This window comes from Flavobacterium sp. FG19, from assembly GCF_057809475.1.
Genome location: NZ_JBMDKA010000004.1, coordinates 188377 through 215011 on the forward strand (window position 1 = coordinate 188377; position 26635 = coordinate 215011).

General features: G+C 35.1%; 31 protein-coding genes. 19 read left to right on the plus strand and 12 right to left on the minus strand.

Annotated features, from left to right (window positions below):
* Window positions 1–183 precede the first annotated feature (183 nt).
* The 3 genes from ACODST_RS06200 to ACODST_RS06210 all read right to left on the minus strand — a co-directional run bounded on the left by ACODST_RS06200 (window position 184) and on the right by ACODST_RS06210 (window position 2958).
* Window positions 184–1170: an aldo/keto reductase gene (locus ACODST_RS06200; protein ID WP_488931247.1), complete on the minus strand. Its 987-nt coding sequence runs from the start codon at window positions 1168–1170 to the stop codon at window positions 184–186.
* Between the two features lie 106 nt (window positions 1171–1276).
* Window positions 1277–2164, minus strand: a complete 888-nt coding sequence (gene cysM, locus ACODST_RS06205) for a cysteine synthase CysM (protein WP_488931248.1) — start codon at window positions 2162–2164, stop codon at window positions 1277–1279.
* A 2-nt stretch (window positions 2165–2166) separates the two neighbouring features.
* On the minus strand, window positions 2167–2958 hold the full coding sequence (locus tag ACODST_RS06210) for a serine O-acetyltransferase (RefSeq protein ID WP_488931249.1): 792 nt from the start codon (window positions 2956–2958) through the stop codon (window positions 2167–2169).
* 191 nt (window positions 2959–3149) lie between these two features.
* Between ACODST_RS06210 and ACODST_RS06215 the strand changes: the two genes are divergently transcribed.
* A complete protein-coding gene (locus ACODST_RS06215; RefSeq protein ID WP_488931250.1) occupies window positions 3150–3851 on the plus strand; it encodes a DUF1003 domain-containing protein in 702 nt (233 codons plus the stop codon).
* Between the two features lie 16 nt (window positions 3852–3867).
* Here the strand turns inward: ACODST_RS06215 and ACODST_RS06220 are convergent, their stop codons facing one another.
* Entirely contained in the window at window positions 3868–4152 is a 285-nt protein-coding gene (locus ACODST_RS06220) for a DUF2752 domain-containing protein (RefSeq protein WP_488931251.1), read from the minus strand.
* Between the two features lie 104 nt (window positions 4153–4256).
* On the opposite strand from ACODST_RS06220, the gene ACODST_RS06225 reads away from it, so the two are divergent.
* Entirely contained in the window at window positions 4257–4442 is a 186-nt protein-coding gene (locus tag ACODST_RS06225; RefSeq protein ID WP_488931252.1) for a hypothetical protein, read from the plus strand.
* Window positions 4432–4995 carry a DUF8465 domain-containing protein gene (locus ACODST_RS06230; RefSeq protein ID WP_488931253.1) on the plus strand — a complete coding sequence of 188 codons (564 nt, stop codon included), beginning with the start codon at window positions 4432–4434 and terminating at the stop codon, window positions 4993–4995. The genes ACODST_RS06225 and ACODST_RS06230 overlap by 11 nt, the downstream gene beginning before the upstream one ends.
* A gap of 128 nt (window positions 4996–5123) precedes the next feature.
* Here the strand turns inward: ACODST_RS06230 and ACODST_RS06235 are convergent, their stop codons facing one another.
* On the minus strand, window positions 5124–6107 hold the full coding sequence (locus ACODST_RS06235; protein WP_488931254.1) for a hypothetical protein: 984 nt from the start codon (window positions 6105–6107) through the stop codon (window positions 5124–5126).
* Between the two features lie 86 nt (window positions 6108–6193).
* Here ACODST_RS06235 and ACODST_RS06240 point away from each other — a divergent pair, with 86 nt between their 5' ends.
* Entirely contained in the window at window positions 6194–7318 is a 1125-nt protein-coding gene (locus ACODST_RS06240; RefSeq protein ID WP_488931255.1) for a cysteine desulfurase family protein, read from the plus strand.
* A gap of 38 nt (window positions 7319–7356) precedes the next feature.
* Here the strand turns inward: ACODST_RS06240 and ACODST_RS06245 are convergent, their stop codons facing one another.
* Together ACODST_RS06245 and ACODST_RS06250 are read right to left on the minus strand one after the other, a co-directional pair.
* Window positions 7357–7929, minus strand: a complete 573-nt coding sequence (locus ACODST_RS06245) for an L-threonylcarbamoyladenylate synthase (protein WP_488931256.1) — start codon at window positions 7927–7929, stop codon at window positions 7357–7359.
* A 33-nt stretch (window positions 7930–7962) separates the two neighbouring features.
* The gene (locus ACODST_RS06250) at window positions 7963–9039 is read right to left on the minus strand and encodes a DegT/DnrJ/EryC1/StrS family aminotransferase (protein WP_488931257.1); all 1077 of its coding nucleotides are present in this window, start codon (window positions 9037–9039) and stop codon (window positions 7963–7965) included.
* A 252-nt stretch (window positions 9040–9291) separates the two neighbouring features.
* Here ACODST_RS06250 and ACODST_RS06255 point away from each other — a divergent pair, with 252 nt between their 5' ends.
* Genes ACODST_RS06255 through ACODST_RS06290 form a run of 8 tightly spaced genes read left to right on the plus strand, consistent with a single transcriptional unit; the run spans window position 9292 to window position 16216 of the window.
* Entirely contained in the window at window positions 9292–9522 is a 231-nt protein-coding gene (locus tag ACODST_RS06255; RefSeq protein WP_488931258.1) for a phosphopantetheine-binding protein, read from the plus strand.
* 5 nt (window positions 9523–9527) lie between these two features.
* The gene (locus ACODST_RS06260; protein ID WP_488931259.1) at window positions 9528–10583 is read left to right on the plus strand and encodes a 3-oxoacyl-ACP synthase III family protein; all 1056 of its coding nucleotides are present in this window, start codon (window positions 9528–9530) and stop codon (window positions 10581–10583) included.
* Entirely contained in the window at window positions 10580–11668 is a 1089-nt protein-coding gene (locus ACODST_RS06265) for an aromatic ring-hydroxylating oxygenase subunit alpha (protein WP_488931260.1), read from the plus strand. Before ACODST_RS06260 ends, ACODST_RS06265 begins: the two co-directional genes overlap by 4 nt.
* On the plus strand, window positions 11668–12411 hold the full coding sequence (locus tag ACODST_RS06270; protein WP_488931261.1) for an SDR family NAD(P)-dependent oxidoreductase: 744 nt from the start codon (window positions 11668–11670) through the stop codon (window positions 12409–12411). The genes ACODST_RS06265 and ACODST_RS06270 overlap by 1 nt, the downstream gene beginning before the upstream one ends.
* A 7-nt stretch (window positions 12412–12418) precedes the next feature.
* Window positions 12419–13429 carry a 3-oxoacyl-ACP synthase III family protein gene (locus ACODST_RS06275; RefSeq protein WP_488931262.1) on the plus strand — a complete coding sequence of 337 codons (1011 nt, stop codon included), beginning with the start codon at window positions 12419–12421 and terminating at the stop codon, window positions 13427–13429.
* Complete coding sequence (locus ACODST_RS06280; RefSeq protein WP_488931263.1) at window positions 13429–14064, plus strand: acetyltransferase; 636 nt, start codon at window positions 13429–13431, stop codon at window positions 14062–14064. Before ACODST_RS06275 ends, ACODST_RS06280 begins: the two co-directional genes overlap by 1 nt.
* Window positions 14065–14070: 6 nt before the next feature.
* Window positions 14071–15240, plus strand: a complete 1170-nt coding sequence (locus ACODST_RS06285; protein ID WP_488931264.1) for a glycosyltransferase family 4 protein — start codon at window positions 14071–14073, stop codon at window positions 15238–15240.
* Between the two features lie 7 nt (window positions 15241–15247).
* Entirely contained in the window at window positions 15248–16216 is a 969-nt protein-coding gene (locus ACODST_RS06290; RefSeq protein WP_488931265.1) for a glycosyltransferase family 2 protein, read from the plus strand.
* 2 nt (window positions 16217–16218) lie between these two features.
* Here the strand turns inward: ACODST_RS06290 and ACODST_RS06295 are convergent, their stop codons facing one another.
* Window positions 16219–17226: a glycosyltransferase family 2 protein gene (locus tag ACODST_RS06295; RefSeq protein ID WP_488931266.1), complete on the minus strand. Its 1008-nt coding sequence runs from the start codon at window positions 17224–17226 to the stop codon at window positions 16219–16221.
* Between the two features lie 140 nt (window positions 17227–17366).
* On the opposite strand from ACODST_RS06295, the gene ACODST_RS06300 reads away from it, so the two are divergent.
* Complete coding sequence (locus ACODST_RS06300; protein ID WP_488931267.1) at window positions 17367–18245, plus strand: hypothetical protein; 879 nt, start codon at window positions 17367–17369, stop codon at window positions 18243–18245.
* On the opposite strand, the gene ACODST_RS06305 is transcribed toward ACODST_RS06300, so the two are convergent.
* Window positions 18237–19310, minus strand: a complete 1074-nt coding sequence (locus tag ACODST_RS06305; RefSeq protein WP_488931268.1) for a glycosyltransferase family 4 protein — start codon at window positions 19308–19310, stop codon at window positions 18237–18239. The two genes, ACODST_RS06300 and ACODST_RS06305, sit on opposite strands and share 9 nt — an antisense overlap.
* 85 nt (window positions 19311–19395) lie before the next feature.
* Between ACODST_RS06305 and ACODST_RS06310 the strand changes: the two genes are divergently transcribed.
* Window positions 19396–20172 carry a Kdo domain containing protein gene (locus ACODST_RS06310; protein ID WP_488931269.1) on the plus strand — a complete coding sequence of 259 codons (777 nt, stop codon included), beginning with the start codon at window positions 19396–19398 and terminating at the stop codon, window positions 20170–20172.
* Here ACODST_RS06310 and ACODST_RS06315 read toward each other — a convergent pair.
* From ACODST_RS06315 to ACODST_RS06325, 3 genes are all read right to left on the minus strand, one after another.
* Window positions 20160–20933 carry a glycosyltransferase family 2 protein gene (locus ACODST_RS06315; protein ID WP_488931270.1) on the minus strand — a complete coding sequence of 258 codons (774 nt, stop codon included), beginning with the start codon at window positions 20931–20933 and terminating at the stop codon, window positions 20160–20162. The two genes, ACODST_RS06310 and ACODST_RS06315, sit on opposite strands and share 13 nt — an antisense overlap.
* Before the next feature lie 3 nt (window positions 20934–20936).
* Window positions 20937–22001, minus strand: coding sequence for a glycosyltransferase family 9 protein (locus ACODST_RS06320; RefSeq protein WP_488931271.1), 1065 nt, complete (start codon window positions 21999–22001; stop codon window positions 20937–20939).
* 106 nt (window positions 22002–22107) lie between these two features.
* Complete coding sequence (locus ACODST_RS06325) at window positions 22108–22923, minus strand: 2,3,4,5-tetrahydropyridine-2,6-dicarboxylate N-succinyltransferase (protein WP_488931272.1); 816 nt, start codon at window positions 22921–22923, stop codon at window positions 22108–22110.
* 274 nt (window positions 22924–23197) lie between these two features.
* Between ACODST_RS06325 and ACODST_RS06330 the strand changes: the two genes are divergently transcribed.
* The 5 genes from ACODST_RS06330 (at window position 23198) to ACODST_RS06350 (ending at window position 26563) form a co-directional block, all read left to right on the plus strand.
* Window positions 23198–23830, plus strand: coding sequence for a PAS domain-containing protein (locus tag ACODST_RS06330; RefSeq protein ID WP_488931273.1), 633 nt, complete (start codon window positions 23198–23200; stop codon window positions 23828–23830).
* 141 nt (window positions 23831–23971) lie between these two features.
* Window positions 23972–24250, plus strand: a complete 279-nt coding sequence (locus ACODST_RS06335) for a hypothetical protein (protein WP_488931274.1) — start codon at window positions 23972–23974, stop codon at window positions 24248–24250.
* Window positions 24228–24506: a type II toxin-antitoxin system RelE/ParE family toxin gene (locus tag ACODST_RS06340; protein WP_488931275.1), complete on the plus strand. Its 279-nt coding sequence runs from the start codon at window positions 24228–24230 to the stop codon at window positions 24504–24506. The genes ACODST_RS06335 and ACODST_RS06340 overlap by 23 nt, the downstream gene beginning before the upstream one ends.
* Window positions 24507–24527: 21 nt before the next feature.
* Window positions 24528–24944: a Holliday junction resolvase RuvX gene (ruvX, locus tag ACODST_RS06345; RefSeq protein WP_488931276.1), complete on the plus strand. Its 417-nt coding sequence runs from the start codon at window positions 24528–24530 to the stop codon at window positions 24942–24944.
* A 125-nt stretch (window positions 24945–25069) separates the two neighbouring features.
* Window positions 25070–26563, plus strand: a complete 1494-nt coding sequence (locus tag ACODST_RS06350) for a malate:quinone oxidoreductase (protein ID WP_488931277.1) — start codon at window positions 25070–25072, stop codon at window positions 26561–26563.
* Window positions 26564–26635 lie beyond the last annotated feature (72 nt).

Consider the following 26635-nt stretch of genomic DNA (forward strand, 5'->3'; position numbering starts at 1 on the left):
GCAAATATATTCTGATAAATTTGCGGGTATTTATAATTTAGAAAAAATCTTAAAAGAGTATCTTCGAAGGATAACAGACTATGGCTAAAAAGAAAATTTCTAAGCCGATAAGGGAAATCCTCATAAAACGACTTAGAAATATAGAGTTGAACCTCTTTTGTGACAGAGGTTATGGTTTAAGAATTACCAAAGATGATGAACCGAAGATTTAATATATTCTTCGTATATTTTATTCATTGCGGCTATTTTTTCGGTGCTTAATGCCGGAAGATCATAAACCGATAAATTCGAAAGTACATGGCTTTCTTTTGAAGCTCCTGGAATTATACAGCTGATTTCATTAAAACTTAAAATCCACTGCAGAGCAATCGGAGCCAGATTTTCAGTTCCCGGGAATAAAGCTTTTAATTCTTCAACCGCTTTTAAACCTAAATCGTAGTCAATTCCTGAGAAAGTTTCCCCTTTATCAAAAGCATCACCGTTACGATTAAAATTGCGATGGTCCTGAGTATCAAAAACAGTTTTCGAATCAAATTTGCCTGTTAAAAGTCCACTGGCTAAAGGTACTCTGGCAATAATTCCGATATCTTTTTTCTGTGCTTCAGAGAAAAATAACTGCGAAGGACGCTGACGAAACAAATTAAAGATAATCTGAACTGTTGTCACATTTGGATATTCGATTGCTTTTAGGGCTTCTTCCGTTTTTTCGACACTTACTCCCAGATTTAAAATTTTCCCCTGTTCTTTTAAACGGTCAAACATTTCAAATATTTCAGGGCGATAATACACTTCAGCAGGCGGGCAGTGCAATTGAATAAGGTCAAGCGTTTCCAGACCGGTTCTTTTTAAACTGTCCTCAACAAATTGCTGTAAAACTTTTGGCTGATAACCTTCGTTTACATGCGGGTTAATCTGACGTCCGCATTTTGTGGCCACATAAATACGTTCAGAGCGCGAACGAACGACCCTTCCAACAGCAGTTTCACTCAGACCGTTTTCATAAACATCGGCAGTGTCAATAAAGTTGACTCCATTGTCAATGGCAGTATTGATAAGTTCATCAGCTGTTTTATCATTAAATCCCGAACCCCATTTTCCTCCAACCTGCCAGGTTCCAAGGGAGATTTCAGATATATTAAAATTGGTTTTTCCTAGTTTTCTGTAGTTCATTTTTTTTAGTTACAAAGGTTCAGAGGTTCAAAGTTACATAGGTTTCGGGTAAAGATTTGGAAAACTTTGAACCTTCGCACCTTTGCATTTTGAGCCTTTAAAAAAATTAATCAAACAAATCCGATGACAAATAACGGTCGCCCCGATCGCAAATTACAGCTACTACGACTCCTGATTCTAACTGTTCTGCAATTTTAAGCGCTACAGCTACAGAGCCGCCGCTGCTCATTCCGGCAAAAACGCCTTCTTCGATTGCCAGCCTTTTGGTCATGGCTCTGGCTTCTTCTTCACTTACATCGACAACCGTATCAACTTTTGAAGCGTCAAATATTTTGGGTAAATATTCCTGAGGCCATTTACGGATTCCGGGAATCTGTGATCCGTCGCTTGGCTGAGCTCCAATAATCTGAACCGCCGGATTTTTTTCTTTTAAATAAGTCGAAGTTCCAATAATAGTTCCGGTAGTTCCCATAGCCGAAACGAAATGGGTTACGGTTCCTTCTGTATCATTCCAGATTTCAGGTCCTGTTGTTTTATAATGTGCTTTCCAGTTGTCGTCATTAGCAAACTGGTTCAGCATCAGATAACCGCCCTGTGCCACTTTTTTATCAGCATAATCTCTGGAACCAATAATTCCTTCTTCGGCTGGGGTTAAAATTACTGTAGCACCGTAAGCACGCATGGTTTGTGTACGTTCTTTTGTAGAATCTTCCGGTAAAACCAGTTCTATTTCTATACCAAACAATTGGGCGATCATGGCTAATGCAATTCCTGTATTGCCGCTTGTTGCCTCAATTAATTTATCTCCTTTTTTAATATCACCTCTCTCAAGAGCAGCGGCAATCATATTGTAGGCAGCACGGTCTTTTACACTTCCGCCGGGATTATTTCCTTCCAGTTTCAGTAAAAGTTTTACGTTTTTATTTTGAACCAGATTGACGGTTTCCATTAAAGGAGTGTTTCCAATCAGGTTTAGTAGCTTTTGTGGACCCATTTTTACTTTTTTTCTTTTATTTTAACTTCTGTAGTAGTGGTATTTAATACGATAGAATCAGCAGGAATTGATTTGGTTACCCATGAGTTTCCGCCAATAATACTGTTTTCTCCAATGATAGTTTCACCGCCTAAAATAGTGGCATTGGCATAAATGCAGACATTGGCTTCAACGGTGGGGTGTCTTTTGGCATTTTTCATTTCCTTGCTTACGCTCAAAGCTCCCAGAGTTACTCCCTGATAGATTTTTACATGTTTTTTTATAACTGTTGTTTCGCCAATAACAATCCCGGTAGCATGGTCAATAAAGAAAGGCGATGCGATATGGGCTCCTGCATGAATATCAGTTCCGGTAATTCGGTGCGCGTATTCACTCATTAACCTTGAAAACAACAACAAATCTAAGTGGTATAATTCGTGGCTCAGCCTGTAGATGGCAATAGCATAAAAGCCTGGATACCCCAGATAAACCTCGTCTATACTGTTAGAGGCCGGATCGTTTTCGAGAATGTATTCTGCATCCTGATTTAATTTTTCTAATACACCAGGAAGTTTTTCAACAAACCGGTCCCAGATGGATTCGCATAGATTTTCAGGTTTTTTGCAGGCCAGAACCGCTATTTCTTTAAAGCGTATTTCAAGTTCGTCTATACTTTCGTCAAGAGCTGCATTGGAATCAAAAAGAGTATAAAAAAGCTTTTCGGTAAAGTCTTCTGTTTTGGTTTTGATACCGTAATTTATATGGGAATGGCTTTTTAAAGCTTTAATGTTTTGTATGATGTTTTCTTTTGTCACAAGGATAAAATTGAATGGATAATTTAAAACGTTAAAAGTAAGGCGTTTTTTGTAAATAAGAACACGAATTAACTAAAGAAATTTTCTGCTCTGAATTTGATTTGTGATAAATTACAGCCTGATAAATGGTTATGTTTTATAAATTTCTTAAGAAGTTATTTGCGTAAATTAGCCTGTAAAATTTCTGAAAAATGAAAAACAATCCAACTTTTAAAAGTGCTATTTCCGATATGTCGTTTCCGGTAAGCGAAAAAATCTGTGGAAAAACCATTCATGATCCTATCTTAAGTCTTATTGTAAAGGACCATCCTTCATTTTGTGATGACGACTGTATTTCGGTTCAGGAACTCAATGAATACCGACAGAGGTATATTTCCAATTATCTGTCGACAGAAATCGGAATGCTTTCAGATCTTGAAAAAAGCGTTATTTCGTCTTTAAAAGAAGATAAATCGATTGTCAGTATAGTAGAAGATGAAGATGAAACAAGAAACCTGGGGCAGAGGGTAGCCGATAAAGTGGCCGATTTTGGCGGAAGCTGGACTTTTATCATTTCGTTCATCATTTTTATAGGTGTCTGGATTGGTTCCAATGTGTACATTTTGCTTAACAAAGGTTTTGATCCCTATCCGTTTATTTTGTTAAACCTGATTTTGTCCTGTATTGCGGCACTTCAGGCACCAGTCATTATGATGAGTCAGAACCGTCAGGAAGAGAAAGACCGTAATCGTGCCAAAAAGGATTATATGATTAACCTGAAATCAGAACTTGAAATCAGAATGATCCATGACAAAATAGACCATTTAATTATGCACCAGCAGCAGGAATTAATTGAAATTCAAAAGGTGCAGATCGAAATGATGAATGATATTTTAAATCAGATTAAGAAATAAATGATGAAAAAAAAAATCAAAGATAAAAGTGTTTGTAATAATACCCCAGGCACATAAACAGGATATTGATTCCGGCAGCTTTCCATATAATTTTTTTATAATTCCGGCTGGTGTCCAAAAAATACAAAGCCAGTAAAATTAAAAATAAAAGAGTCGTATAAATGGCAGGATACATTTTAAAGGCGGCCGAAAATTCACCCTGAAAAAGTAAGAATAACGAACGCTGAAAACCACAGCCCAGACACTCAAAACCCAATAGTTTTTTGAAAAGGCAGGGGATCATATATTGCTCTATATTCACGGTATAACTTTTTTACAATTTTACAAAAAAATATCCGATAACCTTTCAATTACGGGAAACTTCTGTTTAAAGTTTTATACATTTGAAATCCCAAACTTTAGAAAATGAAAACTTTTAAAATTTTAATTATGATACTTGCTATTTCGGTGGCATTATATGAACAGGTATCAGAAGAGAAAAATATCTATATTATGGTAATTGCCATTGCTGTTTTTATGTACGGCATGATGCAGTTAAGTGCAAAAACACCAAGTAAAAATCAGGAAAAGGAGGAAAAAGATGCTGAATAAAGGAGATAAAGTTTCGGTACTGGACGAGGCAATAAACGGAACAGTGTTATCTGTTAAAAATAATGAAGTTTCTATAGAAACAGAAGATGGATTTGTGATGACATTTTTAGTCAATGAGCTGATTAAAATACAGGATTCCAGTAGTTTAATGAATTCTATCAAAAGAGTTGATTTAGATGAAGTTAAAAAAGAGAAAGCAGAACCAAAACCGAGAAGTTTTGTTAAGGAAAAGAAAGACAAACGTGAAGCTGCGGCCCCGGAATTTGATCTGCATATTGAAAAACTGGTTCCAAATAAAAGGGGAATGTCAAATTATGATATTCTGACCCTGCAGACAGAAACGGCAAAAAGACATATTGAATTTGCCATTAAAAACCGGATTCCTAAAATTGTTTTTATACACGGTGTGGGTGAAGGAATTTTAAAAGCCGAACTTGATTTTTTATTAGGACGTTATGACGGAATTCATTTTCAGGATGCTAACTATCAAAAATACGGATTAGGGGCGACTGAAATTTTTATACGTCAGAATGTAAATCACGATCCGTTTTAGAACTTTAAAACACCAGATTTGAATAAAAAAACATCCGTTTTTCAAAATGATTTTAAAAGTAGAATCAATGAAAAACGGATGTTTTTTTTGTAAGAATATAAAAGTTCTCTTTTTAGAGAAAAATATAATTATTCAGTTTGTTCTATAACACCTAAAACGAAACTTTTGGCCAGTAAAAATGTACTGTTTCCTTTTTGAAGAGTTACATTTTGAAGAGTTACGGTATGATAGTAAACGGCGGCAGCTCCTTCGCCCACTTTTGTGGTAGTAACTTCAATAGTACCAATTTGATCTGCAACACCTGCCCATACAGTATTGACCGCCGGAGTGGTTGGTGTAGTAGTCTGGCAGAAATAACTATCAGTAACAGCTCCGTTTTTATAGGTAGTGTAATTTACTTTATTTGAGGTAGAACTAATCTCACCTGTTCTCGTACCGGTTTCTTTTTTAATAAGATCAGCATCAATATTGTCAATCGTTATTGATGATGTCGTGTTATAGTTGTAAACCTGCCCGGAAGTAGTACACTGATTGATTTTTGCCGAATCAAAAGTAAAGTTCATGCTTTCCGGTGCTGTAGTGTAGGTTCCAAAAACAAATTCTTCCTGAACCTGCGGTCCTGAAGGTTTCATAAAAGTAAGATTTCTGAATACAATACTGTGACTGTAATTATCGATACGGGTACCTCCGTCTTCTCTTACAGTGGTAGAAAGTACTGCAGTTGTATTGATTTCGATGATTCCGTCCGAGGCATACCATTCCTCGGTCACTTTTGGAGTTGTAGGAGGGATAGTTCCACAAATATTATCGGTTGCCACTTTTCCGTCATAAGTTCTGTAAAGAACACGATAAGTACTGTTGTTTATAGCATATTCTACAGGTTCTCCCACAGGTGTAGCGTCTGTTGGAATACTGCCCAGAGGGAGCTGAAGTATTAAGGATTCCTGATCTTTAAGTTTATATATTAAAATAGGGGTAGTAACATCTGTCGAAGTAGTGGTGCAGCTTACAGGTTTAACAGAATCAAAATTAATAGTGTCAACCGTTAGATCCCCGTCGTCGCAGCCATTTAAGAAAAGAGCCAGTAATAGAAGGCTTGCATATTTTTTCATCGTAATTTTATTTGTGCCAAAAATAGTGAAAAATTTGGCAATTGATATTTAAGATTAGACAATTGATATTTTATAACTTTGCATTAATGAAAAAAGTATATCTCGATAACGCTTCAACAACTGCTATGCGTCCGGAAGTCATTCAGGAAATGACCAGAATTATGGCAGATGATTTTGGTAACCCGTCTTCTACACACAGTTTTGGACGAAATGCAAAAACAATTTTAGAACTTTCAAGAAAAAATATTGCCAGGCATTTAAATTGTTCGGCGCAGGAAATATTGTTTACTTCCGGCGGGACCGAAGCAGACAACTGGATTCTGAGATCGGCTGTTGAAGACCTTAAAGTAGAACGTATCATTACTTCCCGTATAGAACATCATGCCGTTTTGTACACGGTTTTGGCATTACAGTCTGATTATAATGTTCAGATCGATTATGTGAATGTTAATCCGGACGGAACCCTTGATCTGACTCATCTATCGAATTTGTTATCCGATGATAAAAAAACGATAGTCAGCCTGATGCACGTTAATAACGAAACCGGAACTGTTTTAGATTTAGACAGGGTGGGTGTTATATGCAGACAGTATAATGCTTTGTTTCATTCTGATACGGTACAATCTGTTGGAAAAACAGAAATTGACCTTCAAAAAACTCCGGTAGATTTTATTCTGGCCAGTGCACATAAATTTCATGGACCCAAAGGAGTGGGGTTTGCATTTATTCGTAAAAATTCAGGCTTGCAGCCTCTTATTTTTGGAGGTGAACAGGAAAAAGGACTTCGTGCCGGAACAGAGGCGGTACATCAGATTGCCGGAATGTCAAAAGCCTTATCGCTTTCCTATGAACATTTAAATGAGGAAAGAAACTATATTTCGGACTTAAAAAACTATCTGATTGAACAGTTAGAAATTCATTTTTCCGGATTTAGAATTAACGGAAGAAAAGAGGAATTTTACAATATCATCAATATTACCCTGCCGTTTTCACCGGATAAAACGGCAATGCTTTTGTTTAGTCTGGATATGAAAGGAATTGCGGTTTCCAGAGGAAGTGCCTGCCAGTCCGGAAGTATTAAACCGTCGCATGTATTAAAAGAAATGCTTTCGGAGAATGATTTAAAACTTCCCAATCTCCGAATTTCATTTAGTCATTATAACACCAGAGAAGATATTGACTGGCTTATCGAGAGCCTGAAAACAGTTTAGTTTTAAGGCTCAAATTTTAAAAATATACAATCTAAAATCTACTTACGTATCACTTTTACCTGTGAGTCATTGGTTAGTTTTATAATGGTAGAAGATTTTCCGTTTACTTTATCCTGATTTAATTTTACTACATAGTCAACACCATTAATAATTTCGGGACTTATATCCTTAAAAGCAGCCGGAGTTGGCTGTCCTGAGATGTTGGCAGAAGTAGAAACCAAAGGTTTTTTCATTCTTTCCATTAGTTTGTAGCAGAAAGGTTCTTTTACAAGTCGGACTCCCAGTGATTTATCGGCAGCAATAATGTTATGAGCAACATTTTGAGCATCATCCAGAATTAAAGTGGTTGGTTTTTCAGATAAATCGATAATCTGCCACGCTACTTCGGGAATGTTTTTAAAAACGTTGTACATCATTTTTTCGCCGTTCATTAACACAATCATACTTTGTGTTTCGGCACGTTGTTTCAATTTGTAAATTTTGGCAACAGCATCCGGATTAGTAGCGTCGCAGCCAATACCCCAAACCGTATCGGTTGGATAAAGTATAATGCCGCCTTCTTTAATAACTTCGTATGCGTTGTGAACTTCAGTATTGATATCCTGGCTCATGACTTAAAATATTTGAGGATAACAGTTTTGCTGTTATGCGGTTTCTGTATTTATGATAGTAACAATTTTTTTCAGATCTTCTTCAGAAATACCTGCATAAAGCGGCAGGCATAAAACTCGTGAAGCGATAGATTCTGAAATTGGCATTTCAGTTCCTTTGGTATATTCAATGGTGTTTAATGAAGGATAAAAGTAACGTCTTGGAATGATATTTTCCTTCGATAAAACCTCCAAAACATTTAATAATATTTTTTCCGATTTAAAAATTACAGGATAATAACTGTAATTCCATTGCGTGTTCTCTCTTATTTTCAGCGTTTGGATCGTTTCAGAATTTAGGTTTTGATTATAAAAATCAACCGCTTTTTTTCTTTCAGACACAATATGGTCCATATAAGGTAATACCGCAAGTCCCATAGCCGACTGCAGTTCTGATATTTTAGCGTTTATCCCCAGGCCATGAAAGGCCAGAGGACCGTTATGTCCAAAATTATGACTGTAATACAATTGATGGTAAAGTTCAGGATCATTACAGAACATTGCACCGCCTTCTCCGGTATGGAATAATTTGGTAGCATGAAAACTGCAGGTGCTTACGTCTCCATAATTAAATACCGACTGATTGTTGTAGGTAACGCCAAAACAATGTGCCGCGTCATAAATCACTTTTAGGTTGTGTTTTTTTGCAATTTTTTCAATAGCGTCAGTTTCGCATGGGTTTCCAAAAACATGGGTTGCTAAAATAGCAGTGGTTTTTGGGGTTATAGCTGCTTCTATTTTGGTTTCGTCAATGGTTAGATATTCAGGATGTATATCTACAAATACCGGGCTGCAGTTTTCCCACACAATAGCTGCCGAAGTAGCTACATAAGAAAAAGGAGTTGTAATGATCTCTCCGTTTTTGCCAAATAGTTTCAGTGCAATCTGAATAGGGATGGTGCCGTTATTGGTAATTATGATATTGCTGACATCCAGATATTTTTTAAGCTTATCTTCCAGTTCCAGGGTTAGTTCGCCGCGATTAGTAAGCCAGGCTTTATCCCATGCTCGTTTTACATATAAGTTGTATTCTTCTTGCGGGGGTAAGAAAGTTTTGGTTACCGGAATCATTTAATTATCTATTTAGTGAGGTGAATTTACCTTTAGAGGGTAAACTATTGTTATATTTGCGGGGTAAAATTAGGAAAAGAAACCTTAATTTTTGAGATAACTGAATATTATAACATTTTAAGAGGTAAAACTTCCTGTTAATACAATTGGTTAACAATGGTTTATGTTTTTTTGTTTCTTTAACAGGATGTTTTTTGATATTGGGTACAATTAATATAAAAAAAATGAACACAAAATAAATTTACGATTACTATGGAAATCAACGCTTTTTTGAAAAATTTTGCAGATATTTTAGATGATACTGATGCAGCTTTAATTACGCAGGAAACTGTTTTTAGAGATCTGGATGAATGGAATTCATTAACGGCTCTTTCATTAATTGCTATGGCAGATGAGGAATATGATGTAAAATTAACAGGAGATGAAATTAAATCTTCTAATTCATTACAGGACATCTTCGAAATCATTAAAAATAAAGCATAAATAAAATGGCTGCTTTTTCAGTTACTGATATTGCAATAAAAGGGATTTCCTGCTGTGTTCCTAAAAATCTGGAACGAAATGTCGATCTGGAGATACTGACTGCAGAAGAGATTCAAAAATTCATTGAGGCAACAGGGGTTGAAGAACGCCGCGTTGTAACAAAAGAAATCTGTACTTCTGATTTGTGCTGCGAAGCTGCCGAAAAACTGATTACCGATTTAAACTGGCAGAAAGACGAAATCGAAATTCTGGTTTTTGTTTCGCAGACGGCCGATTATATTTTACCGGTTTCTGCTGCAATTCTTCAGGACCGACTGGGATTATCTACTAACTGCATTGCATTTGATGTGCCTTTGGGCTGTTCTGGTTATGTTTACGGTATGTCGATACTTGCTGGAATGATGAAAGCATCCGGATTAAAAAAAGGACTGCTTCTGGCAGGAGATACCAGTACAAAACTGCTTTCAAAAACAGATAAAAGTACCGTACCGTTATTTGGTGATGGAGGAAGCGCTACAGCATTTGAATTAGATGAAAAGGCAGAAAAAATGCTTTTTGATCTGGGTACAGACGGCTCTGGGTACAAAGCCATAATTATTCCGGACGGAGGTTCAAGAAACAGAATAAACGAAGATTCTCTTCAGGTAAAAACCAATGAAGAAGGAATCAGCCGTAATGCCTGCAATCTGGTTTTGGACGGAATGGATGTTTTTGGTTTTGGGATTTCACAGGCTCCTAAAACCGTAAATAAGCTGGTAGAACACTTCGCTATTGATAAAGAAGCGATAGACTATTTTGTATTTCATCAGGCTAATTTGATGATGAACAAAATGATCGTTAAAAAATTAAAAATCCCGGTTGAAAAGGTACCTTATTCTTTAAAAGAGTTTGGTAATACTTCATCGGCTACAATTCCGTTAACAATAACAGCTCAGTTAAAAGAAAGTTTAACCGGTAAAACCAAGGATTTGATTATTTGTGGTTTTGGAGTGGGATTGTCATGGGGAACAGCCAGAATAAGGCTGGATAATGTTGTGATTTCTGATTTGATAGAAATATGATAAAGAATTTAAGCTACATAGACGAAACTGTTTATCAGGAAGAAAAATCTCTGTTTTTTAACGAATCGTGGATACTGGCGGCTCATAAAAATGAGCTGGCAGATAATAACGATTTTGTGACTTATGAGTATTATGGAAACAAGATTTTTATCCAAAATTATAACGGTGTCATCAAGTCTTTCCAAAACGTCTGCCTCCACAGGTTTAATACCATACATGAAGAACCATACGGAAACAGGGTTTCGTCGTGTTTATATCACAACTGGACATATGGCAAAAAAGGAAATGTAGCAGGGCTGATGTGTCGTAATTCGTTCGAAAAAGACCAAATAAATGAATTAAAGTTAAAAGAATACGAAGTGGCTTTTTGTGGTGACTTCGTTTTTTTGAAATTAAACGATAAGTTTCATAAAACACTGGAAGAATACCTGGGTAATGTATTTGAACCACTTCAGGAAATAAGCCGGCATTACGGTTCAAAAACCATCGATTATGTAATTGAACATAAAGTAAACTGGAAACTGCTGGTTGAAAATGTACTGGAGTGTTATCATTGTACTTCGGTCCATGAAAATTCATTTGCCAAAATGGGATTTGGCTCTGTACCTCCGGAAAAATTTGATTTTTTTGAAGCGCACAGCTGGTGCGAGTTTCCTAAAAGAGAAGAGGTAAAGCCAAATAAGATAATTGAAAAATCCCTCTCGGGCAGAACTTTCAAACCACAGGGATATCTTCATTTTTATATTTATCCTAATGCTTTTATTAGTACTGTAGAAGGAAAAGGTTTTTACTACGGTTTTATGCTTCCCGAATCGCCTTCAAAGACCAATTTGAGAGTTCGTTATTTTTCTTCAAAATTTGACAAAGAATTAAGCGAATCAGAACAAAATATAATCGATTTTATAAACAACAGTTCTAATGAATCTTTAGACCTGGTTTTAAATGAAGACAAAAAAATTATCGAAAATATTCAGTCTAATCTGGTAAATTTTAAAGACCATTCCCCAATATTTGGTGACGAAGAATTTAGAATTTTAAAGTTTTATGACTATTTCAATAAACAAAAAGAACAAAAAGAGTTATAATGAATCCATTTGATTTATCAGGAAAGAAAATATTGGTAACCGGTGCCTCTTCAGGAATTGGTTATGAGACTTGTACGGCGATTGCCAGACAGGGCGGAACTTTTATTGCCATTGCCAGACGTCATGATTTCCTGGAAAAACTAATAGCAGAGTGCGGCGGTGAGCATAGTTTTATAGCTGCTGATTTATCTAAAATGGAGGATATTAAAAGGATCGTAGATACCATTGAAAATATTGACGGAGTGGTTCATTCAGCCGGAGTGGTGGCACTTGCTCCTGTAAAATTTTATTCAGAAGAATTAATGAATGAAATGCGGACCATAAATTTTGATGCCATCGCTTATCTGATTAACCTGATTTTTAAAAAGAAAAAAATCAATAAAGGCAGTTCGATTGTGCTGGTATCTTCGATAGCAGGATTGTTTGGTATGAAAGGAAACGGAATTTATGCAGCCAGTAAAGGGGCTTTAATTGCTATTTCTAAAGTTTGGGCCAATGAATTTGCTATTAGCAGAACCCGCGTAAATTGTGTTTCCCCGGGAATGGTAAAAACAGAAATTACTTCAAAATCTATTGAAAACCTCTCACTGGAGGTTATTCAGGAAGATGAAAAAAAATATCCGTTAGGATACGGAGATCCGGTACAGGTTGCTAATCCAATTGTGTTTTTATTATCAGAAGCCAGCAGCTGGATTACAGGCCAGAATATCGTTTTAGACGGAGGAAGAACTTCTACAATATAAACTGCAGATGAAAGCGAATATAAAAGCTATATCCTATTATCTGCCGGAAGCAGTCCTGTCTAATGATTTAATTAATCAGGAATTTCCGGAATGGGATATTGAAAAAATAAGCTCTAAAACAGGAATCAGCTCACGCCATATCAGTGCAGATAATGAGTTTTCATCAGATATGGCTGTAAAAGCAGCAGAAAAACTGTTTGCAGAACACCATATAGACAGATCATCAATTGACTATCTGTTGTTCTGTACACAAAGCCCTGATTATTTTTTACCCACAACTGCCTGTATTATTCAGGACAAACTGGGACTCAGCACGTCGATTGGTGCTTTAGATTTTAATCTGGGCTGCTCCGGTTTTGTATACGGGTTAAGTCTGGCAAAAGGGCTTATTGCTGGAGAAATGGCAAAGAATATTTTGTTAATTACTTCAGAAACCTATACAAAATTTATTCACCCAAAAGATAAAAGTAATAAGACCATTTTTGGAGATGCGGCGGCAGCCACTTTGATAACAAGTGAAAAAGGCTTTTGTTCTGTAGGAAATTTTGTTTTTGGTACAGATGGAAAAGGGGCAGAGAATCTGATTGTAAAACAAGGCGGCATGCGTTTTCCGGTTTCTAATGAAAATCAGGATATTCAGGATGAATTTGGTAATGTCAGAAATGATAAAAACCTGTTTATGAACGGAGCCGAGATCTTTAATTTTACAGGAGAATTTGTTCCGAAACTGACCAAGTCAGTTTTAGAAAAATCCAATTTGTCTCAGGAAGATATTGATCTTTTTGTTTTTCATCAGGCCAACAGGTATATGCTGAATCATTTGAGGAAAAAAATAAAAATTCCCGAAGAGAAGTTTTTTATCGCAATGGAACATTGTGGTAATACTGTTTCGTCGACTATTCCAATTGCTTTGTATGAGGCTCAAAAGCAGGAAAAACTGTCTAATATCAAAAATGTGGTATTGGCAGGGTTTGGAGTTGGATATTCCTGGGGAGCCTGTAATCTAATAATTGAATAATGAAAAATTTAATAATAATAGGAGCCAGAGGATTTGGCCGTGAAGTATACGACCTTGCCACACAATGTTCCGGTTATAATATTGAGTATGTTATAAAAGGATTTTTAGATGACAAAGCAGATGCTCTTGATGGTTTTGAGAATTATCCGCCCATTATTTCTTCTGTAGAAAATTACGAAATTGAAGAAAATGATGTTTTTGTCTGCGCACTGGGAACGGTACAATGGAAAAAACACTATGCAGAACTGATTCTGGCAAAAGGAGGTCGTTTTATAAATCTAATTCACCCTTCTACTAAACTAAATACCAATGCTGTGGTGGGTACAGGACTTCTGGTTTTTATGTATGCCAATATCAGCAATGACTGTGTTATTGAAGATTTTGTTACGATACAGGGATATACAGGCCTCGGACATGATACTGTTATTCGCAAATGGGCACATTTAAGTTCTTATTCTTTTACAGGCGGTTTTGCAGTGCTTGAAGAAGAAGTAACCCTGAATACCCGCGCTACCGTGCTGCCGCATATTATTGTGCGAAAAGGAGCGACTGTGGGTGCCTGCAGTATGGTGATCAAAAACGTAAAAGAAAATACAACTGTTTTTGGCATTCCGGCTAAAAAACTTGATTTTTAGAATAAGATGAATACGAAAAAAAATGTATTGATGATTTGTTCCTGGCTTGATTATGAATTAAACCTGGGGAGTTTCTTTATGGAACAGGCAGCATTACTTAGTGGTAACTTTAATTTTGTGCTGGTAAATTTCAGGCCGTTAAAATTGAAGCCGAAAAATATAAAGAAAATTTATAGTACAGAGACTTATAACTACGAAGATAAATTTACAATAGTATATATATATTACCCTGTATTTAAATTGTTTAAAGCAGATTGGTTTTTAAGGTTAATAGAGAAAAGGAGTTTCGCTATTCTGAACAAATATCTGGAGAAAAATAAATTTAAAATTGATTTGATACATGCGCAGAGTGTTTTTGATGCTGCTTTATGGGCTTTGAGTTATCATGAAAAACATAAGCTTCCCTATATAATTACCGAACACAATCAGTTAACACTGCGCAATGTAATTAAGAAAAAAGTTAAAAGACTTGATAAGACATTAAAAAATGCAAAATTTAATTTAGTGGTAAGTAATGACGTTGTCAGACAATTTGCTACGAATTATTTCTTTATTGATTTTATAAATGTCGGCAATACTGTTGATGAGGAAATATTTAACTCAAAAAACAGAAGCAAAAGCGAATACTTTGAAATTCTGACGGTTGGGGCATATACACCAATTAAAGATCAAATAACCGCATTAAAAGCTTTAAAGGTAATTGATGATCTTAATTCTCAGAAAATTAAATTTACATGGATCGGAACAAATGCCTGGGGGGAAGATTTTGGAGAAGAAATTAATAACTTAATTTCAGGCTTTAATTTTAAAAACATAAAAGTTGAAATTGTAAAAATAGCCTCAAAGTCTGAAATTATCAGCGCTTTAAAAAAGACCGATGTTTTTGTTTTTACAAGCCTTTGTGAAACTTTCGGGGTTTCGCCTTTAGAAGCGCTTTTTGCCGGAGTTCCTGTAATCACTACCCAATCCGGAGGTGTAAACGAATTTATAACGGATAAAAATGGGATAATTGTACCCATAAAAGATTCTGAAGCAATAGCGGATGCTATTTTAAAAATATTCAATAAAGAACTGCAATTTGATTCGGAATTAATTTCAGAAAACGCTATTGCCAAATTTGGCTCAAAAGCATTTATAGAGAAAATGACTAAGATTTATAATAACACAATATCCTAATAATATTTTGCAAAATATCAAAGATCAGAATAGTATTATTTCCAGTTGGACAAATAATGAAAGTCCTCTGGTAAGTATTATATGTACAACCTACAATCACGGTAATTTTATAGGGGAGGCCCTGACAGGTTTTTTAATTCAGGAAACAAATTTTGCTTTTGAAATTATCGTACATGATGATGCCTCTACAGATAACACTGCTGCCGTAATCAGAGAGTATGCTGATAAGTATCCTTTGATCATTAAAACAGTTTTACAAAAAGAAAATCAATATTCTAAAAATGTAAATATTTGGGGCGAGATTACTTTTCCAATGGCAAAGGGAAAATATATTGCATTATGTGAAGGCGATGATTATTGGATTGATCAATCTAAATTACAGAAACAGGTAGATTTTTTAGAGGAAAATAAGGAGTGTGTAATTACCTGGACAGATTATCTTACTAAAAAGGAAACAGAACTAATTCCGAATAATTTTAAAGAATTTTCTTCTTCCGTTTATACAATAGATTTCAATAATATTTTTACGCCTTATTGTACTTACACTTTAACGACCGTTTTTAGAAAGGACGCTGTTGAACCTTTACAGTTTAAAAAATATGAATATTTTAAGGATAATACGCTTTACGCAATGGCTCTGCGCCATGGGAAAGGTGCATTTCTGAATTTTCAGGGAGGGGTTTACAGATGGCACGAAGGAGGGATTTTTTCTTTAAAGTCACTGTTTTTTCAACGTCATTCGTCCTATTTGAACATAAAAGAGATTTTTCATAATATACCCGAATCCCGGACAAATAATATTAAAAAAGTCAAACAGGCCCTTTTAAAAGCCTCTGCTTTTGAGGCTTTAAAATTGAAAAAGAAGGAGCAGAAAAAGGACGAGATGCTGGATAACGTAATTGAAGAATTCTTTAAAGAAGCTTCATTCTTGTTAAAGATGAAATATTTCTGGCGCTATATAAAATCAGCCGTGTAATCTTATTTTCCGCTTAAGCATTTTAAGTAAAGGATTGTTTTATCCAGTATGTTTATTTTACGGAACAAATCACTCTCTTTTGCACTTAGAAGTTTGTAGAAAGAAAGATTATAGTCTGCTGCGTTTCTAATGGAACGGATTAAGATTTTATGGATATGATTTTCAAGTAATTTTTGGTCAAAATATCCAATGGTTTCATTCTGAGAGAGTAAAAATTTTGAACTTTTTATAGTTTCCGTAATGTCTTTTGATGATAGTTTTTTTTGCAGGGAAACAGCATTTAAATAAAAATCAATTTTTTCATCAGAAGGATCTATTCCAAGATTTTGTAATTGATTTACTTTAACCTTTTTGACAGATCTGTTGACATTGTCAATTTTTGTTTTACTAATATTGGTACTATGCTGTCTGTATTTTAGTAAAGATTCAGGGATATTATAAAATTTTGTTTTAGATAACAAGCGGCTCCATAAATCATAATCTTCAACAGGAACAAAGTCATTGTCAAATTTTAGACTGCCCAGAATTTCTTTTCTAAACATAACCGTTGGGTTGCCAATGTTACAGCTGTGTAAAAAAGAAACTTTTATCGCATCGTGTTTTTCAGAATGATGTATAGTTTTGCTCTGAGAACCAAAAAAAGTAAATCCGGTACCACAAAGGCCAGTGTCAGGGTTATTCTTTAAAAAGGTGATTTGTTTTTCAAAACGGGTTGGTAAAGCGATATCGTCAGCATCCATCAAGGCAATGAATGTACCTTTTGCTATGTCTATTCCTTCATTTCTCAGGTTTGCCGGCCCCATGTTCTGAACCTTGTCAATCAAAACAATCCGACTGTCTTTCACTTTCAACTTGTTGATGATGTCTAAACTTGAATCGGTAGATTTATCATTTAGTACAATAAGTTCAAAGTTTGAGAAGGTTTGGTTTAAAATGCTGTTAATACTGTCTTCTAAAAATTCAGAGGCATTAAAAACAGGCATTATTACTGAAATTTCAGGTTCTAGCATGGTTTTTGTTTTAAAAAGTGCAAAGATAGAATTTAAGTTAAAATTATCTTAAGAAAATCAAAAGTAAATCTTGTAGATAATTTCGGAATGTTTATATCTTTGCCCTACAAATTTAAATATTTGCCCTTAACAAATTAATAATGAAAAAAATTCAAGTCGGATTTTTAGTGTCGTATGATTATGAATTGCTTAAAATTGCTATTCCACAAATATATAATGAATCTGACTCAATTTTTTTAGCAATTGATAAAGATAGGAAAACCTGGAAAGGTGAGTCTTTTGTAATTGAAGATGATTTTTTCCAATGGTTAAATGCTATTGATGTTGATTCTAAAGTACAAATTTTAGAAGATAATTTTTACCACCCGGAATTAACCAGTATGGAATGTGAGGTTCTTGAACGAAAAATACTGGCTGAAAAAATGGGAATTGGCAACTGGCTTATTCAGCTGGATGCAGATGAGTACTTTCTGGATTTTAAGAAATTTGTAAAATTCCTGAAATCTAAGAACCATTTTCTGGACAATCCGGAGCAAAATCAGGTGCAGATTTCGCCATGCCTTATCAATCTTTATAAAAGATTAGATAAAGGAGTGCTGTATGTTAAAAAGCCGACTAAAATAATGGTGGCTACTAATTTTCCAAGTTATAAAGTAGGAAGACAGACCCGTAAAAGGATTATTTACTTTAAAGGGCCTATATTACATGAATGTATTTCCAGAACAAAAGAAGAGCTGGAAATGAAATTCAATAATTGGGGGCATGATACCGATATCAATAAAGAAGAGTTTTTACACAAATGGGAAACCGTAAATGAAGAGAATTATAAAAGCATGCGAAACTTTTTTTATATGGAATCCCATAAATGGAAGAAACTGGCTTTTGTAAAAGGGTCCACTTTTAACGAAATCAAAGAAAACCTTGATTTCTTTAAAGTATTGCCCTCCGATTTTTATATCTGGAGAAAAAACTTAGGGCAATGGTTTAAAGATATAAGGAAAAAAACTTTTTTATTTTAGTATTTCATTGTAAACAGTAAGATATTCCGAAGCTGCAATTTTCCAGTCGAAACTTGCAGCTCTTTTTTTCAGATGATCTTCTATTTCGTTTCGGTTGTTTTCAAAATGAGATAATCCGTTAAAAAGAATGTCTTTCATATATTCCGGATCGAAATTGTTCCAGTAATTTGAAACTTCGCCTCCAATTTCCGGTAATGAGGTTTTATCAGATAAAAATACAGGTTTGCCAAAACTCATCGCTTCAATGGGCGGAAGTCCAAAACCTTCCCTTATCGACGGAAACAAAAAGGCCGTACAGTTTTTCATATAAAACTGTTTTCCTTCATCAGATACTTTTCCGGTTAAAAAAACCTGACTTCCTAAACCGTTATCGTCAATTAATTTTCGGATTTCTTCTCCGTATTTTTTATTGTTGTTGCCTGAAATGATTAAATTAAAATCCTTAATTAATTTCATCATCCTGATAATTGCACCATAATTTTTTCTTTCTATGAAATCTCCAATGGTGTAAAAAAACGGTTTATCAACCGGGACATTCGAAACAAAAGCCGATGTGTCCAGCAAAGTAGAAATAGGGTTTCCGTTATAAATAACATATTCAGGAACATCCGGAACATCGAAATGCTCATGCGTATGTTTTTTAGCAAATTCTGAAATATAGGTGATAGCGGTAGATCTTTCCAGTTTCTTTTTAAAAAGCTTTTTCAATTTGTGGCTTTTGTCATCAGTAACCTCTTCTACAAAATGAATATCATGAACAGTCAGCAGATAGTTCTGATTGTAAAAAGGTTCCACTTTAATGTTTTGATTTACAGAATGCCATAAATCATATTTTTTTCGAATTCGGAACAACGGATGACGTGAAAGACTGCTGTACTTATGGTATTTAAACTTGTCTTTGAATTCTTCTTTAAGAAGTTCAGGTTTCGAACTGTTTAAGGTTAATTCAAAACCGCCCAGATCCAATTCAGACAATCCTTTGATTAATTCGTAGTTAAAAGTTCCTAAACCGGATGCTCTGTTACTGATATTATGTGTTTCGAGAAAAATACTTTTTGATGACATTAAAATTCTTTTTTTACGAAAATACAATAATAATTTGAAGTCTTAATTCGTATATGTATTTTTGTTGCTATATAAAAAACTACTGATGAATTTTAAAGTAAGCCCTTCTTTCGAAAATAATAAATCCTCTGTTCTGGACAAAATCAAAGCGTTTCATTCGTCAGGAGAACTTTTTGGAAACGGGGACCGTAACAAGATAAAATTGTTTGATCTGGAAGGGAAAACGATTAATATTAAATCCTTTAAGATTCCCAATATCGTGAATAAGATTGCCTATCGATACTTTAGAAAATCAAAAGCAAGACGTTCTTTTGAATATGCCACAATTTTGCTGGAAAAAGGAATTGGAACGCCGGAACCTATTGCTTTTCTTGAAAATTTTAATGCAGCAGGATTAAAAGACAGCTATTATGTAAGTGAGCATCTGGTAACAGAGCTTACCTATAGAGAACTGGTAGAAATTCCGGATTATCCGGATCATGATGTTATTTTAAGACAGTTTACTAAGTTTAGTTTTGATCTGCATGAAAAAGGAGTAGAGTTTCTTGATCATTCACCCGGAAACACCTTAATCAAAAAAAGAGACAATAATCGTTATGATTTCTTTTTAGTCGATCTGAACCGAATGAATTTTCATGAATCTATGAGTTTTGAGCAGCGTATGAAAAACCTGAGCCGCTTAACACCCAAAAAAGAAATGATTGCGGTAATGAGTAATGAATATGCTAAGTTTTATACAGATAAAACAGAAAGCGAAATTTTCGAAAAAATGTGGGAAGCAACAGCAAACTTTCAGGAAGAGTTTGCCAGAAAGAAAAGACTTAAAAAGAAACTTAAGTTCTGGAAATCTTATAAATCCTGATTTTTAAGTTTTTTGAGTTCCTGAAATCGTACAGCTATACTAAGGGCATTCAGATAGCAGACAATAAATCCCTTTTTACCATCTAAAATACCGCCCCGAAAAATATACTGGTTTAAAAACTGAAAAGCCGGCCTGATATAAAAGTGAAAAAAGTATGGTTTTGTATTTTTTGATAACTCTTCCCGGGCTTTTAATCTGCCATAAAAAAACATTTTTTCTTTATAAGCCGTATAGTTAGAATAAGAATAGTGTGTAAGCCTGTTTTTTAATGTTTTGATTTCTCCGTTTACGATCAGTTTTTCATGTACAATTTTAGTACTGTTATACAGGGCATTTTCTTTTTTAAAGAGACGGATAATTTTGTCGGTCTGCCAGCCGCTGAAACGTATTTTTTGGTTTTCAAAAATAAAATCCCTTCGCATATAATAAGCTGAAGCACTTTTTTCCTGATGGATCACAGAAGTAATTTCTTCCTGAAGAGCAGGCGTCAAACGCTCGTCGGCATCTATAAAAAGAATCCAGGGATGAGAAGCTAAATTGATGGTGTAATTGCGCTGCAGGGCAAAATTATCAAAAGCCCGCTGTACAATTTTTACGTTTTTATAACCAGAAGCTATTTCAAAAGTCTTATCTGTACTGAAAGAATCTACAACAATAATTTCATCGGCAAAAGCTAAATTATCAAGAACTGCTTTTATATTCGATTCTTCATTGCAGGTAATTAATAATGCCGACAAAAGTGGTTTTGGAGCTGAGATCATTTTTTATTTGATGTTGTTTTTCAGAAATGATTCAATTTTGTCCTTAAAATAGTCGGGTTTAAATTCCTGATACAAAGACAAAGCTTCTTTTTTCAGCATTTTTTCGGATTTCTGTTCAAACAGATCTTCGCGATAATCTTTTAAATGTACCGAAAGATGGTGGATTCCGTCTTCAAATGTAGCCCAGATTTTCTTTTCAATCCAGGGAGAGAAAATTATAAATGAAGGTTTTTCCAGTGCTTTGGCCATATTGATTGCGCCGCCGTCATTTCCAATAATCAGGTCACATTGATTCATAATAGCGATAAACGATCGTAAATCGCCGCCCAGCAAATCAAAATAGATTTTTTCCCGGGTAGAAGGTTTGCAGGCATTAAAAACAGTTTTGGCCTCTTCAAGCTGTTTAGGGAAATAATTAAACAGTATGTTAACATCGGCATGATCTGCAATATAATCTACTGCTTCTGACATGAATTCAAGCGGATAGGTTTTTAATTTCTCGCTGCCTAAAAGGCTGATCATGATTGTTTTTCTGTCTTTTCGAACTTGATGTTTTTCAAATAAAGCAGCAGCCTCCAGTTTTTCTTTTTCAGAAACAAATAATTTGGGGATAGGATCAATTTTTATTTTCAGGTTAAGAGGCTCCAATAAGGACAGTCTTCTTTCGATAGCCAGACCTAAATTGGTTTTAGGAAAAGGTTCAAACGGAACATTGTTGGTATACAGAAAATTTCTTCCCGGTTTTTTATAAGAGATTTTTTGCCTGGCACCGCTTAATAAAACCAGCAGCCAGCTTTCCAGCTTAGAATACGCATCAATTAGCAGGTCGTATTTCTCATTTCGGATCTGAAAGGCCAGATTAAGCAGTTCTTTTTTACTTTTTCTATGTTTTTCTTCAAATAAAATAATGTTGTCGATGTTTGTATTACCTTCTAAAACAGGAGTGGTAGAGGCATAAACAAGATAATCGATCCGGGCATCAGGATAGGCTGTTCTTAGATTATTGCAGATAATGCTGCTGACTAAAACGTCGCCAATCATTTTTTGTTGAATAACAAGTATCTTCATCTGAAAATTTTAATCTTTTGTAAGAGGTACAAATTGAAGCAAAAAAAATCCAAATTCCAATTGATTAAGATCGGAATTTGGATTTTTTAATTTGTTTTTCTAAAAATTATACGGCAACGTCGTATTCACGAAGTGCATTATTTAATGAAGTTTTTAAATCTGTAGAAGGTTTACGTGTACCAATAATTAAAGCACATGGTACCTGATATTCGCCGGCAGCAAACTTTTTAGTATAACTTCCGGGAATTACAACAGAACGGGCAGGTACATAACCTTTCATTTCCACTGGTTCATCACCCGTAACATCAATAATTTTTGTCGAAGCAGTTAAACATACGTTAGCGCCAAGAACGGCTTCTTTACCTACGTGAACACCTTCAACAACAATACAGCGTGATCCGATGAATGCACCGTCTTCGATAATTACCGGAGCAGCCTGCAATGGCTCAAGAACACCACCAATACCAACTCCACCGCTTAAGTGTACGTTTTTACCAATTTGTGCACAGCTTCCAACTGTAGCCCAGGTGTCTACCATAGTTCCTTCGTCAACATAAGCACCAATATTTACATAACTAGGCATTAAAATTACACCGCTCGAAATATAAGCTCCGTAACGGGCAACAGCATTAGGTACTACACGAATTCCTTTTTCAGCATAACCTCTTTTAAGTAACATTTTATCGTGATATTCGAAAATACCAGATTCCCATGTTTCCATTTTTTGAATTGGGAAATACATTACAACTGCTTTTTTAACCCATTCGTTTACCTGCCATTTGTCACCAGCCGGTTCAGCAACACGTAATTTTCCTGCATCTACCAGTTCGATCACTTCTCTGATAGCTTCAGTTGTAGCAGTTTCTTGTAATAAAGCTCTGTTTTCCCAGGCTTGTTCAATTATAGTCTGTAAAGAATTCATAATTTAAATTTTTGGCAAAGATAACGTATTTAAGGAAAAGCAAAAAAGCAAACCGGATTGAAAATGTTACAAGTATAACATTTTGTGTTTAATTTGATAAGACAGGTTTTCAAAAATGCTTTCTTTTGTTTACTGGCTGTTAACGGTTTTTTTATATCAAAATATGATAAAAGTCAGATTTTAACCTTTTTCTTCATTCTACTTTTGTGTAATTAATTCTTACAAAGGGGAATTACAAAATACCAATCCAAAAACATATTAATTTCTACACAACATGAATCAAGAGAATCAACCCCGAACTCCCGTTACTGTAATAGACAAAGAGGTGACCTGGGATAAAACACAGGTAATTATGAGCAAAACAAATGCTTTTGGTATTATCGAATATGCCAATGAAGTTTTTGTTGATGTTTGTGGTTATGAAGATTACGAATTAATGGGACAGCCGCATAATATCATCCGCCACCCTGATATGCCTAAAGTTATTTTTAAAGTGCTTTGGGAAAACCTTAAAAATGGAAAAAACTTTCATGCTATTGTAAAAAACCTGGCAAAATCAGGAAGATATTACTGGGTTATTACTGATTTTGATATTGCAAGAGATGAAAACGGAGTTATTGTGAATTATTTTGGCAGAAGACAGGCAGTGCCTCACGAAGTTATTGCCATGCACATTGAGCCTTTATATAAAAAACTGCTTCAGATTGAAGCTGCAAGCGGAGTTGAATTCAGTGAGAAATATTTAATAGGTTTCTTAGAAGAAAAAAAGAGAAGCTATGTTGAGTATATCAAAGAACTGATCTTTGAACACGAAAAAAATCAGGCCAAATTTGCGCATTATGAAGAAGAGCAGGATGGAGAGGAAGAAGAACACAGAGGTTTCTTCGGCCGCTTATTTAACCGGTAAACAAGCATAATTTTTAGTTCTTTAAATATTTAGGTTCGGGCCTGTTTTGAATTTTTTCAGGACAGGCCTTTTGGTTTTGTATTTTGTCGAACCAGCTGGTTTTGGTTTAAAGCGCGTTAAATTTAAAAAACATCAGTGCAAATGAATTATATTTGTATGGTTAATGAAAGTATTATGGAAGCAATCAGATTAGAGTTTCAGCCTGAGATTAAAGAAAAAATCCTGACTTTTTTGAGTTCTTTTTCTTCTGATGAACTAAAGATAACTGTAGAAGATCCGGAATTTGATGAAAATAAGAAAAGATTGAGAGAACGTGCTGAAAAAATAGCCAATGGAACAGCTCAGTACAGTACCTTTGAAGAATTAGATGTTTTGCTTGAGAATACGATTTCTAAATATGAAGATAAAGCTAACGATTGAGTTTAATTATGATTTAAATGATATTGTTCATTTTATTTCCAGAGATAAACCGATAGCAGCCAGAAAATTCAAAAATGAACTTCTGCAAGAGATAAAAAAAGAATTGACGGATCCTTTTCGTTTTAAAAAATCAATATATTTTGAAGATGAAAACTTTCGTGATTTTACTTTTAAAGGGTATACTGTAATCGTAAAAGTTGACCCTCAACAACAAATTGTTTATGTTCTGGGGGGTTTAAAGCATCGATTATTTTAAGTAATTTTGACAAAAAATAAAATGCCAAGAATTCTCTCTATAGATTACGGACAAAAAAGAACCGGAATAGCGGTTACGGATGAAATGCAGATTATTGCTTCCGGCTTAACTACAGTTCCCACTCATACGCTTATTGATTTTTTAAAAGATTATTTTGCGAAAGAAAAAGTCGAAGCGGTTTTGATTGGCGAACCAAAACAAATGAACGGGCAGCCCTCAGAAAGTGCTTCTGTAATTAACGGGTTTGTAACACACTTCTCTAATATTTTTCCGGATATGAAAGTAATTCGCGGTGATGAACGTTTTACTTCAAAAATGGCATTTCAGACGATGATTGACAGCGGCCTGAGTAAAAAACAGCGCCAGAATAAAGGGCTTATCGATGAAATTTCGGCCACTATCATGCTTCAGGATTATCTTTCTTCTAAACGTTTTTAAGCTGGTTTCGGGTTAATTTTCTTTTTTTAGAAAAAATTATAGTTTTCTAACTTTTATCATGTAAAATTTAGTTTTTTTTTGCGATTGAAAAAAGTACCTTTGCACTTTTAAAACAAATTACTGTTATGCCTGACAATACAATACGTTCCAGTAGTGAAGTAGTGCTTATTGGAGCTGGAATCATGAGTGCAACTCTTGGATTAATCTTAAAAGAGCTGCAGCCCGATATAAAAATTGAAATTTACGAAAGATTAGATGTGGCAGCTGCCGAAAGTTCAGATGCCTGGAATAATGCAGGAACCGGTCACTCAGCTTTTTGTGAACTCAATTACACTCCGGAAAAGCCAGATGGAAGTATTGATCCTAAAAAAGCAATCAGCATAGCGGAATCCTTTGAAATTTCACGTCAGTTTTGGTCGTATTTAGTGCAGCAGAATAAAGTTCCTTCTCCGGAAAATTTTATTAAAAGTGTTCCTCATATGAGTTTTGTGTGGGGAGATAAAAATGTAGAATATCTGAAAAAGAGATTCGAAGTACTGCAAAGCAACCCTATTTTTGCAGATATGACATTCAGTACTGATTTTAATCAGTTGAAAGAATGGATGCCTCTTGTGATGGAAGGAAGGGAGCCAGACGAAAAATTGGCTGCAACTCATATGGAAATGGGGACCGATGTTAATTTTGGAGCTTTAACAAGAAGCATGTTTAATTATCTTGAAAAATTAGACGGTGTTACACTATATTTTAATCACGAGGTTAAAAAATTAAGACAGCGTGAGGATAAATCCTGGAGAATTAAAATCACGGATTTGTCAACAGGACAAAAACGCAAAGCTTACACTAAATTTGTATTTATTGGAGCAGGAGGAGGTTCGCTGCCATTATTAGAAAAAGCCGATGTTCCTGAAGGACGCGGTTACGGTGGTTTCCCTGTGAGTGGACAATGGTTAAAATGTACTAATCCGGAAGTAATTGCCAAACATCAGGCAAAAGTATATGGAAAAGCGAGTGTTGGAGCACCTCCAATGTCGGTTCCGCATATTGATACCCGTGTGATTGATGGCGAAAAAGCACTTCTTTTTGGGCCTTTTGCCGGGTTCTCGACACGTTTCCTGAAAAATGGTTCTTATTTAGATCTTCCGCTTTCTATCAAAGCAAACAATTTAATCCCAATGCTTTCTGCGGGTTATCATAATATCCCTCTTACCAAATATTTGATTGAACAGGTTCGTCAGTCTCCAAAAGACAGAATGAAAGCGCTTCGTGAATACCTTCCGTCTGCCCGTTCCAAAGACTGGAAACTTGAAAAAGCAGGACAGCGTGTTCAGGTAATTAAAAAAGGTGAAAACGGGGGAGGAGTTTTAGAATTTGGAACAGAAGTTATTAATACGCATGACGGAACTTTAGCTGTATTATTAGGTGCTTCTCCGGGAGCATCAACAGCCGTAGGGATCATGATTGATCTGGTAAGCAGATGTTTTACCAATCAGATAAAATCACCGGAATGGGAATCTAAAATGAAAACGATGATTCCTTCTTACGGCAAAACGCTGAATGATAAACCGGAACTTTTAGCAGAAATGAGAAAACATACTGCCGAAGTTTTAAAAATAAAATAATTACAATTTCGAATGTAAATAAAACCAAAGGACTTAGTTTGTAAATAACTGAGTCCTTTTTTAATTTTAATA

What these genes read in the sequence shown, in the direction of transcription:
- ACODST_RS06300 (WP_488931267.1), top strand. Translation starts at nt 17,367, where the DNA reads ATGAAAAAAATTCAAGTCGGATTTTTAGTGTCGTATGATTATGAATTG.
- ACODST_RS06230 (WP_488931253.1), top strand. Translation starts at nt 4,432, where the DNA reads ATGCTGAATAAAGGAGATAAAGTTTCGGTACTGGACGAGGCAATAAAC.
- ACODST_RS06215 (WP_488931250.1), top strand. Translation starts at nt 3,150, where the DNA reads ATGAAAAACAATCCAACTTTTAAAAGTGCTATTTCCGATATGTCGTTT.
- ACODST_RS06255 (WP_488931258.1), top strand. Translation starts at nt 9,292, where the DNA reads ATGGAAATCAACGCTTTTTTGAAAAATTTTGCAGATATTTTAGATGAT.
- ACODST_RS06335 (WP_488931274.1), top strand. Translation starts at nt 23,972, where the DNA reads ATGAATTATATTTGTATGGTTAATGAAAGTATTATGGAAGCAATCAGA.
- ACODST_RS06270 (WP_488931261.1), top strand. Translation starts at nt 11,668, where the DNA reads ATGAATCCATTTGATTTATCAGGAAAGAAAATATTGGTAACCGGTGCC.
- ACODST_RS06250 (WP_488931257.1), bottom strand. Translation starts at nt 9,039, where the DNA reads ATGATTCCGGTAACCAAAACTTTCTTACCCCCGCAAGAAGAATACAAC.
- ACODST_RS06275 (WP_488931262.1), top strand. Translation starts at nt 12,419, where the DNA reads ATGAAAGCGAATATAAAAGCTATATCCTATTATCTGCCGGAAGCAGTC.
- ACODST_RS06260 (WP_488931259.1), top strand. Translation starts at nt 9,528, where the DNA reads ATGGCTGCTTTTTCAGTTACTGATATTGCAATAAAAGGGATTTCCTGC.
- ACODST_RS06245 (WP_488931256.1), bottom strand. Translation starts at nt 7,929, where the DNA reads ATGAGCCAGGATATCAATACTGAAGTTCACAACGCATACGAAGTTATT.
- ACODST_RS06315 (WP_488931270.1), bottom strand. Translation starts at nt 20,933, where the DNA reads ATGATCTCAGCTCCAAAACCACTTTTGTCGGCATTATTAATTACCTGC.
- ACODST_RS06320 (WP_488931271.1), bottom strand. Translation starts at nt 22,001, where the DNA reads ATGAAGATACTTGTTATTCAACAAAAAATGATTGGCGACGTTTTAGTC.
- ACODST_RS06225 (WP_488931252.1), top strand. Translation starts at nt 4,257, where the DNA reads ATGAAAACTTTTAAAATTTTAATTATGATACTTGCTATTTCGGTGGCA.
- ACODST_RS06235 (WP_488931254.1), bottom strand. Translation starts at nt 6,107, where the DNA reads ATGAAAAAATATGCAAGCCTTCTATTACTGGCTCTTTTCTTAAATGGC.
- ACODST_RS06265 (WP_488931260.1), top strand. Translation starts at nt 10,580, where the DNA reads ATGATAAAGAATTTAAGCTACATAGACGAAACTGTTTATCAGGAAGAA.
- ACODST_RS06330 (WP_488931273.1), top strand. Translation starts at nt 23,198, where the DNA reads ATGAATCAAGAGAATCAACCCCGAACTCCCGTTACTGTAATAGACAAA.
- ACODST_RS06280 (WP_488931263.1), top strand. Translation starts at nt 13,429, where the DNA reads ATGAAAAATTTAATAATAATAGGAGCCAGAGGATTTGGCCGTGAAGTA.
- ACODST_RS06325 (WP_488931272.1), bottom strand. Translation starts at nt 22,923, where the DNA reads ATGAATTCTTTACAGACTATAATTGAACAAGCCTGGGAAAACAGAGCT.
- ACODST_RS06295 (WP_488931266.1), bottom strand. Translation starts at nt 17,226, where the DNA reads ATGCTAGAACCTGAAATTTCAGTAATAATGCCTGTTTTTAATGCCTCT.
- ACODST_RS06285 (WP_488931264.1), top strand. Translation starts at nt 14,071, where the DNA reads ATGAATACGAAAAAAAATGTATTGATGATTTGTTCCTGGCTTGATTAT.
- ACODST_RS06305 (WP_488931268.1), bottom strand. Translation starts at nt 19,310, where the DNA reads ATGTCATCAAAAAGTATTTTTCTCGAAACACATAATATCAGTAACAGA.
- ACODST_RS06200 (WP_488931247.1), bottom strand. Translation starts at nt 1,170, where the DNA reads ATGAACTACAGAAAACTAGGAAAAACCAATTTTAATATATCTGAAATC.
- ACODST_RS06240 (WP_488931255.1), top strand. Translation starts at nt 6,194, where the DNA reads ATGAAAAAAGTATATCTCGATAACGCTTCAACAACTGCTATGCGTCCG.
- ACODST_RS06350 (WP_488931277.1), top strand. Translation starts at nt 25,070, where the DNA reads ATGCCTGACAATACAATACGTTCCAGTAGTGAAGTAGTGCTTATTGGA.
- ACODST_RS06310 (WP_488931269.1), top strand. Translation starts at nt 19,396, where the DNA reads ATGAATTTTAAAGTAAGCCCTTCTTTCGAAAATAATAAATCCTCTGTT.
- ACODST_RS06340 (WP_488931275.1), top strand. Translation starts at nt 24,228, where the DNA reads ATGAAGATAAAGCTAACGATTGAGTTTAATTATGATTTAAATGATATT.
- ruvX (WP_488931276.1), top strand. Translation starts at nt 24,528, where the DNA reads ATGCCAAGAATTCTCTCTATAGATTACGGACAAAAAAGAACCGGAATA.
- cysM (WP_488931248.1), bottom strand. Translation starts at nt 2,164, where the DNA reads ATGGGTCCACAAAAGCTACTAAACCTGATTGGAAACACTCCTTTAATG.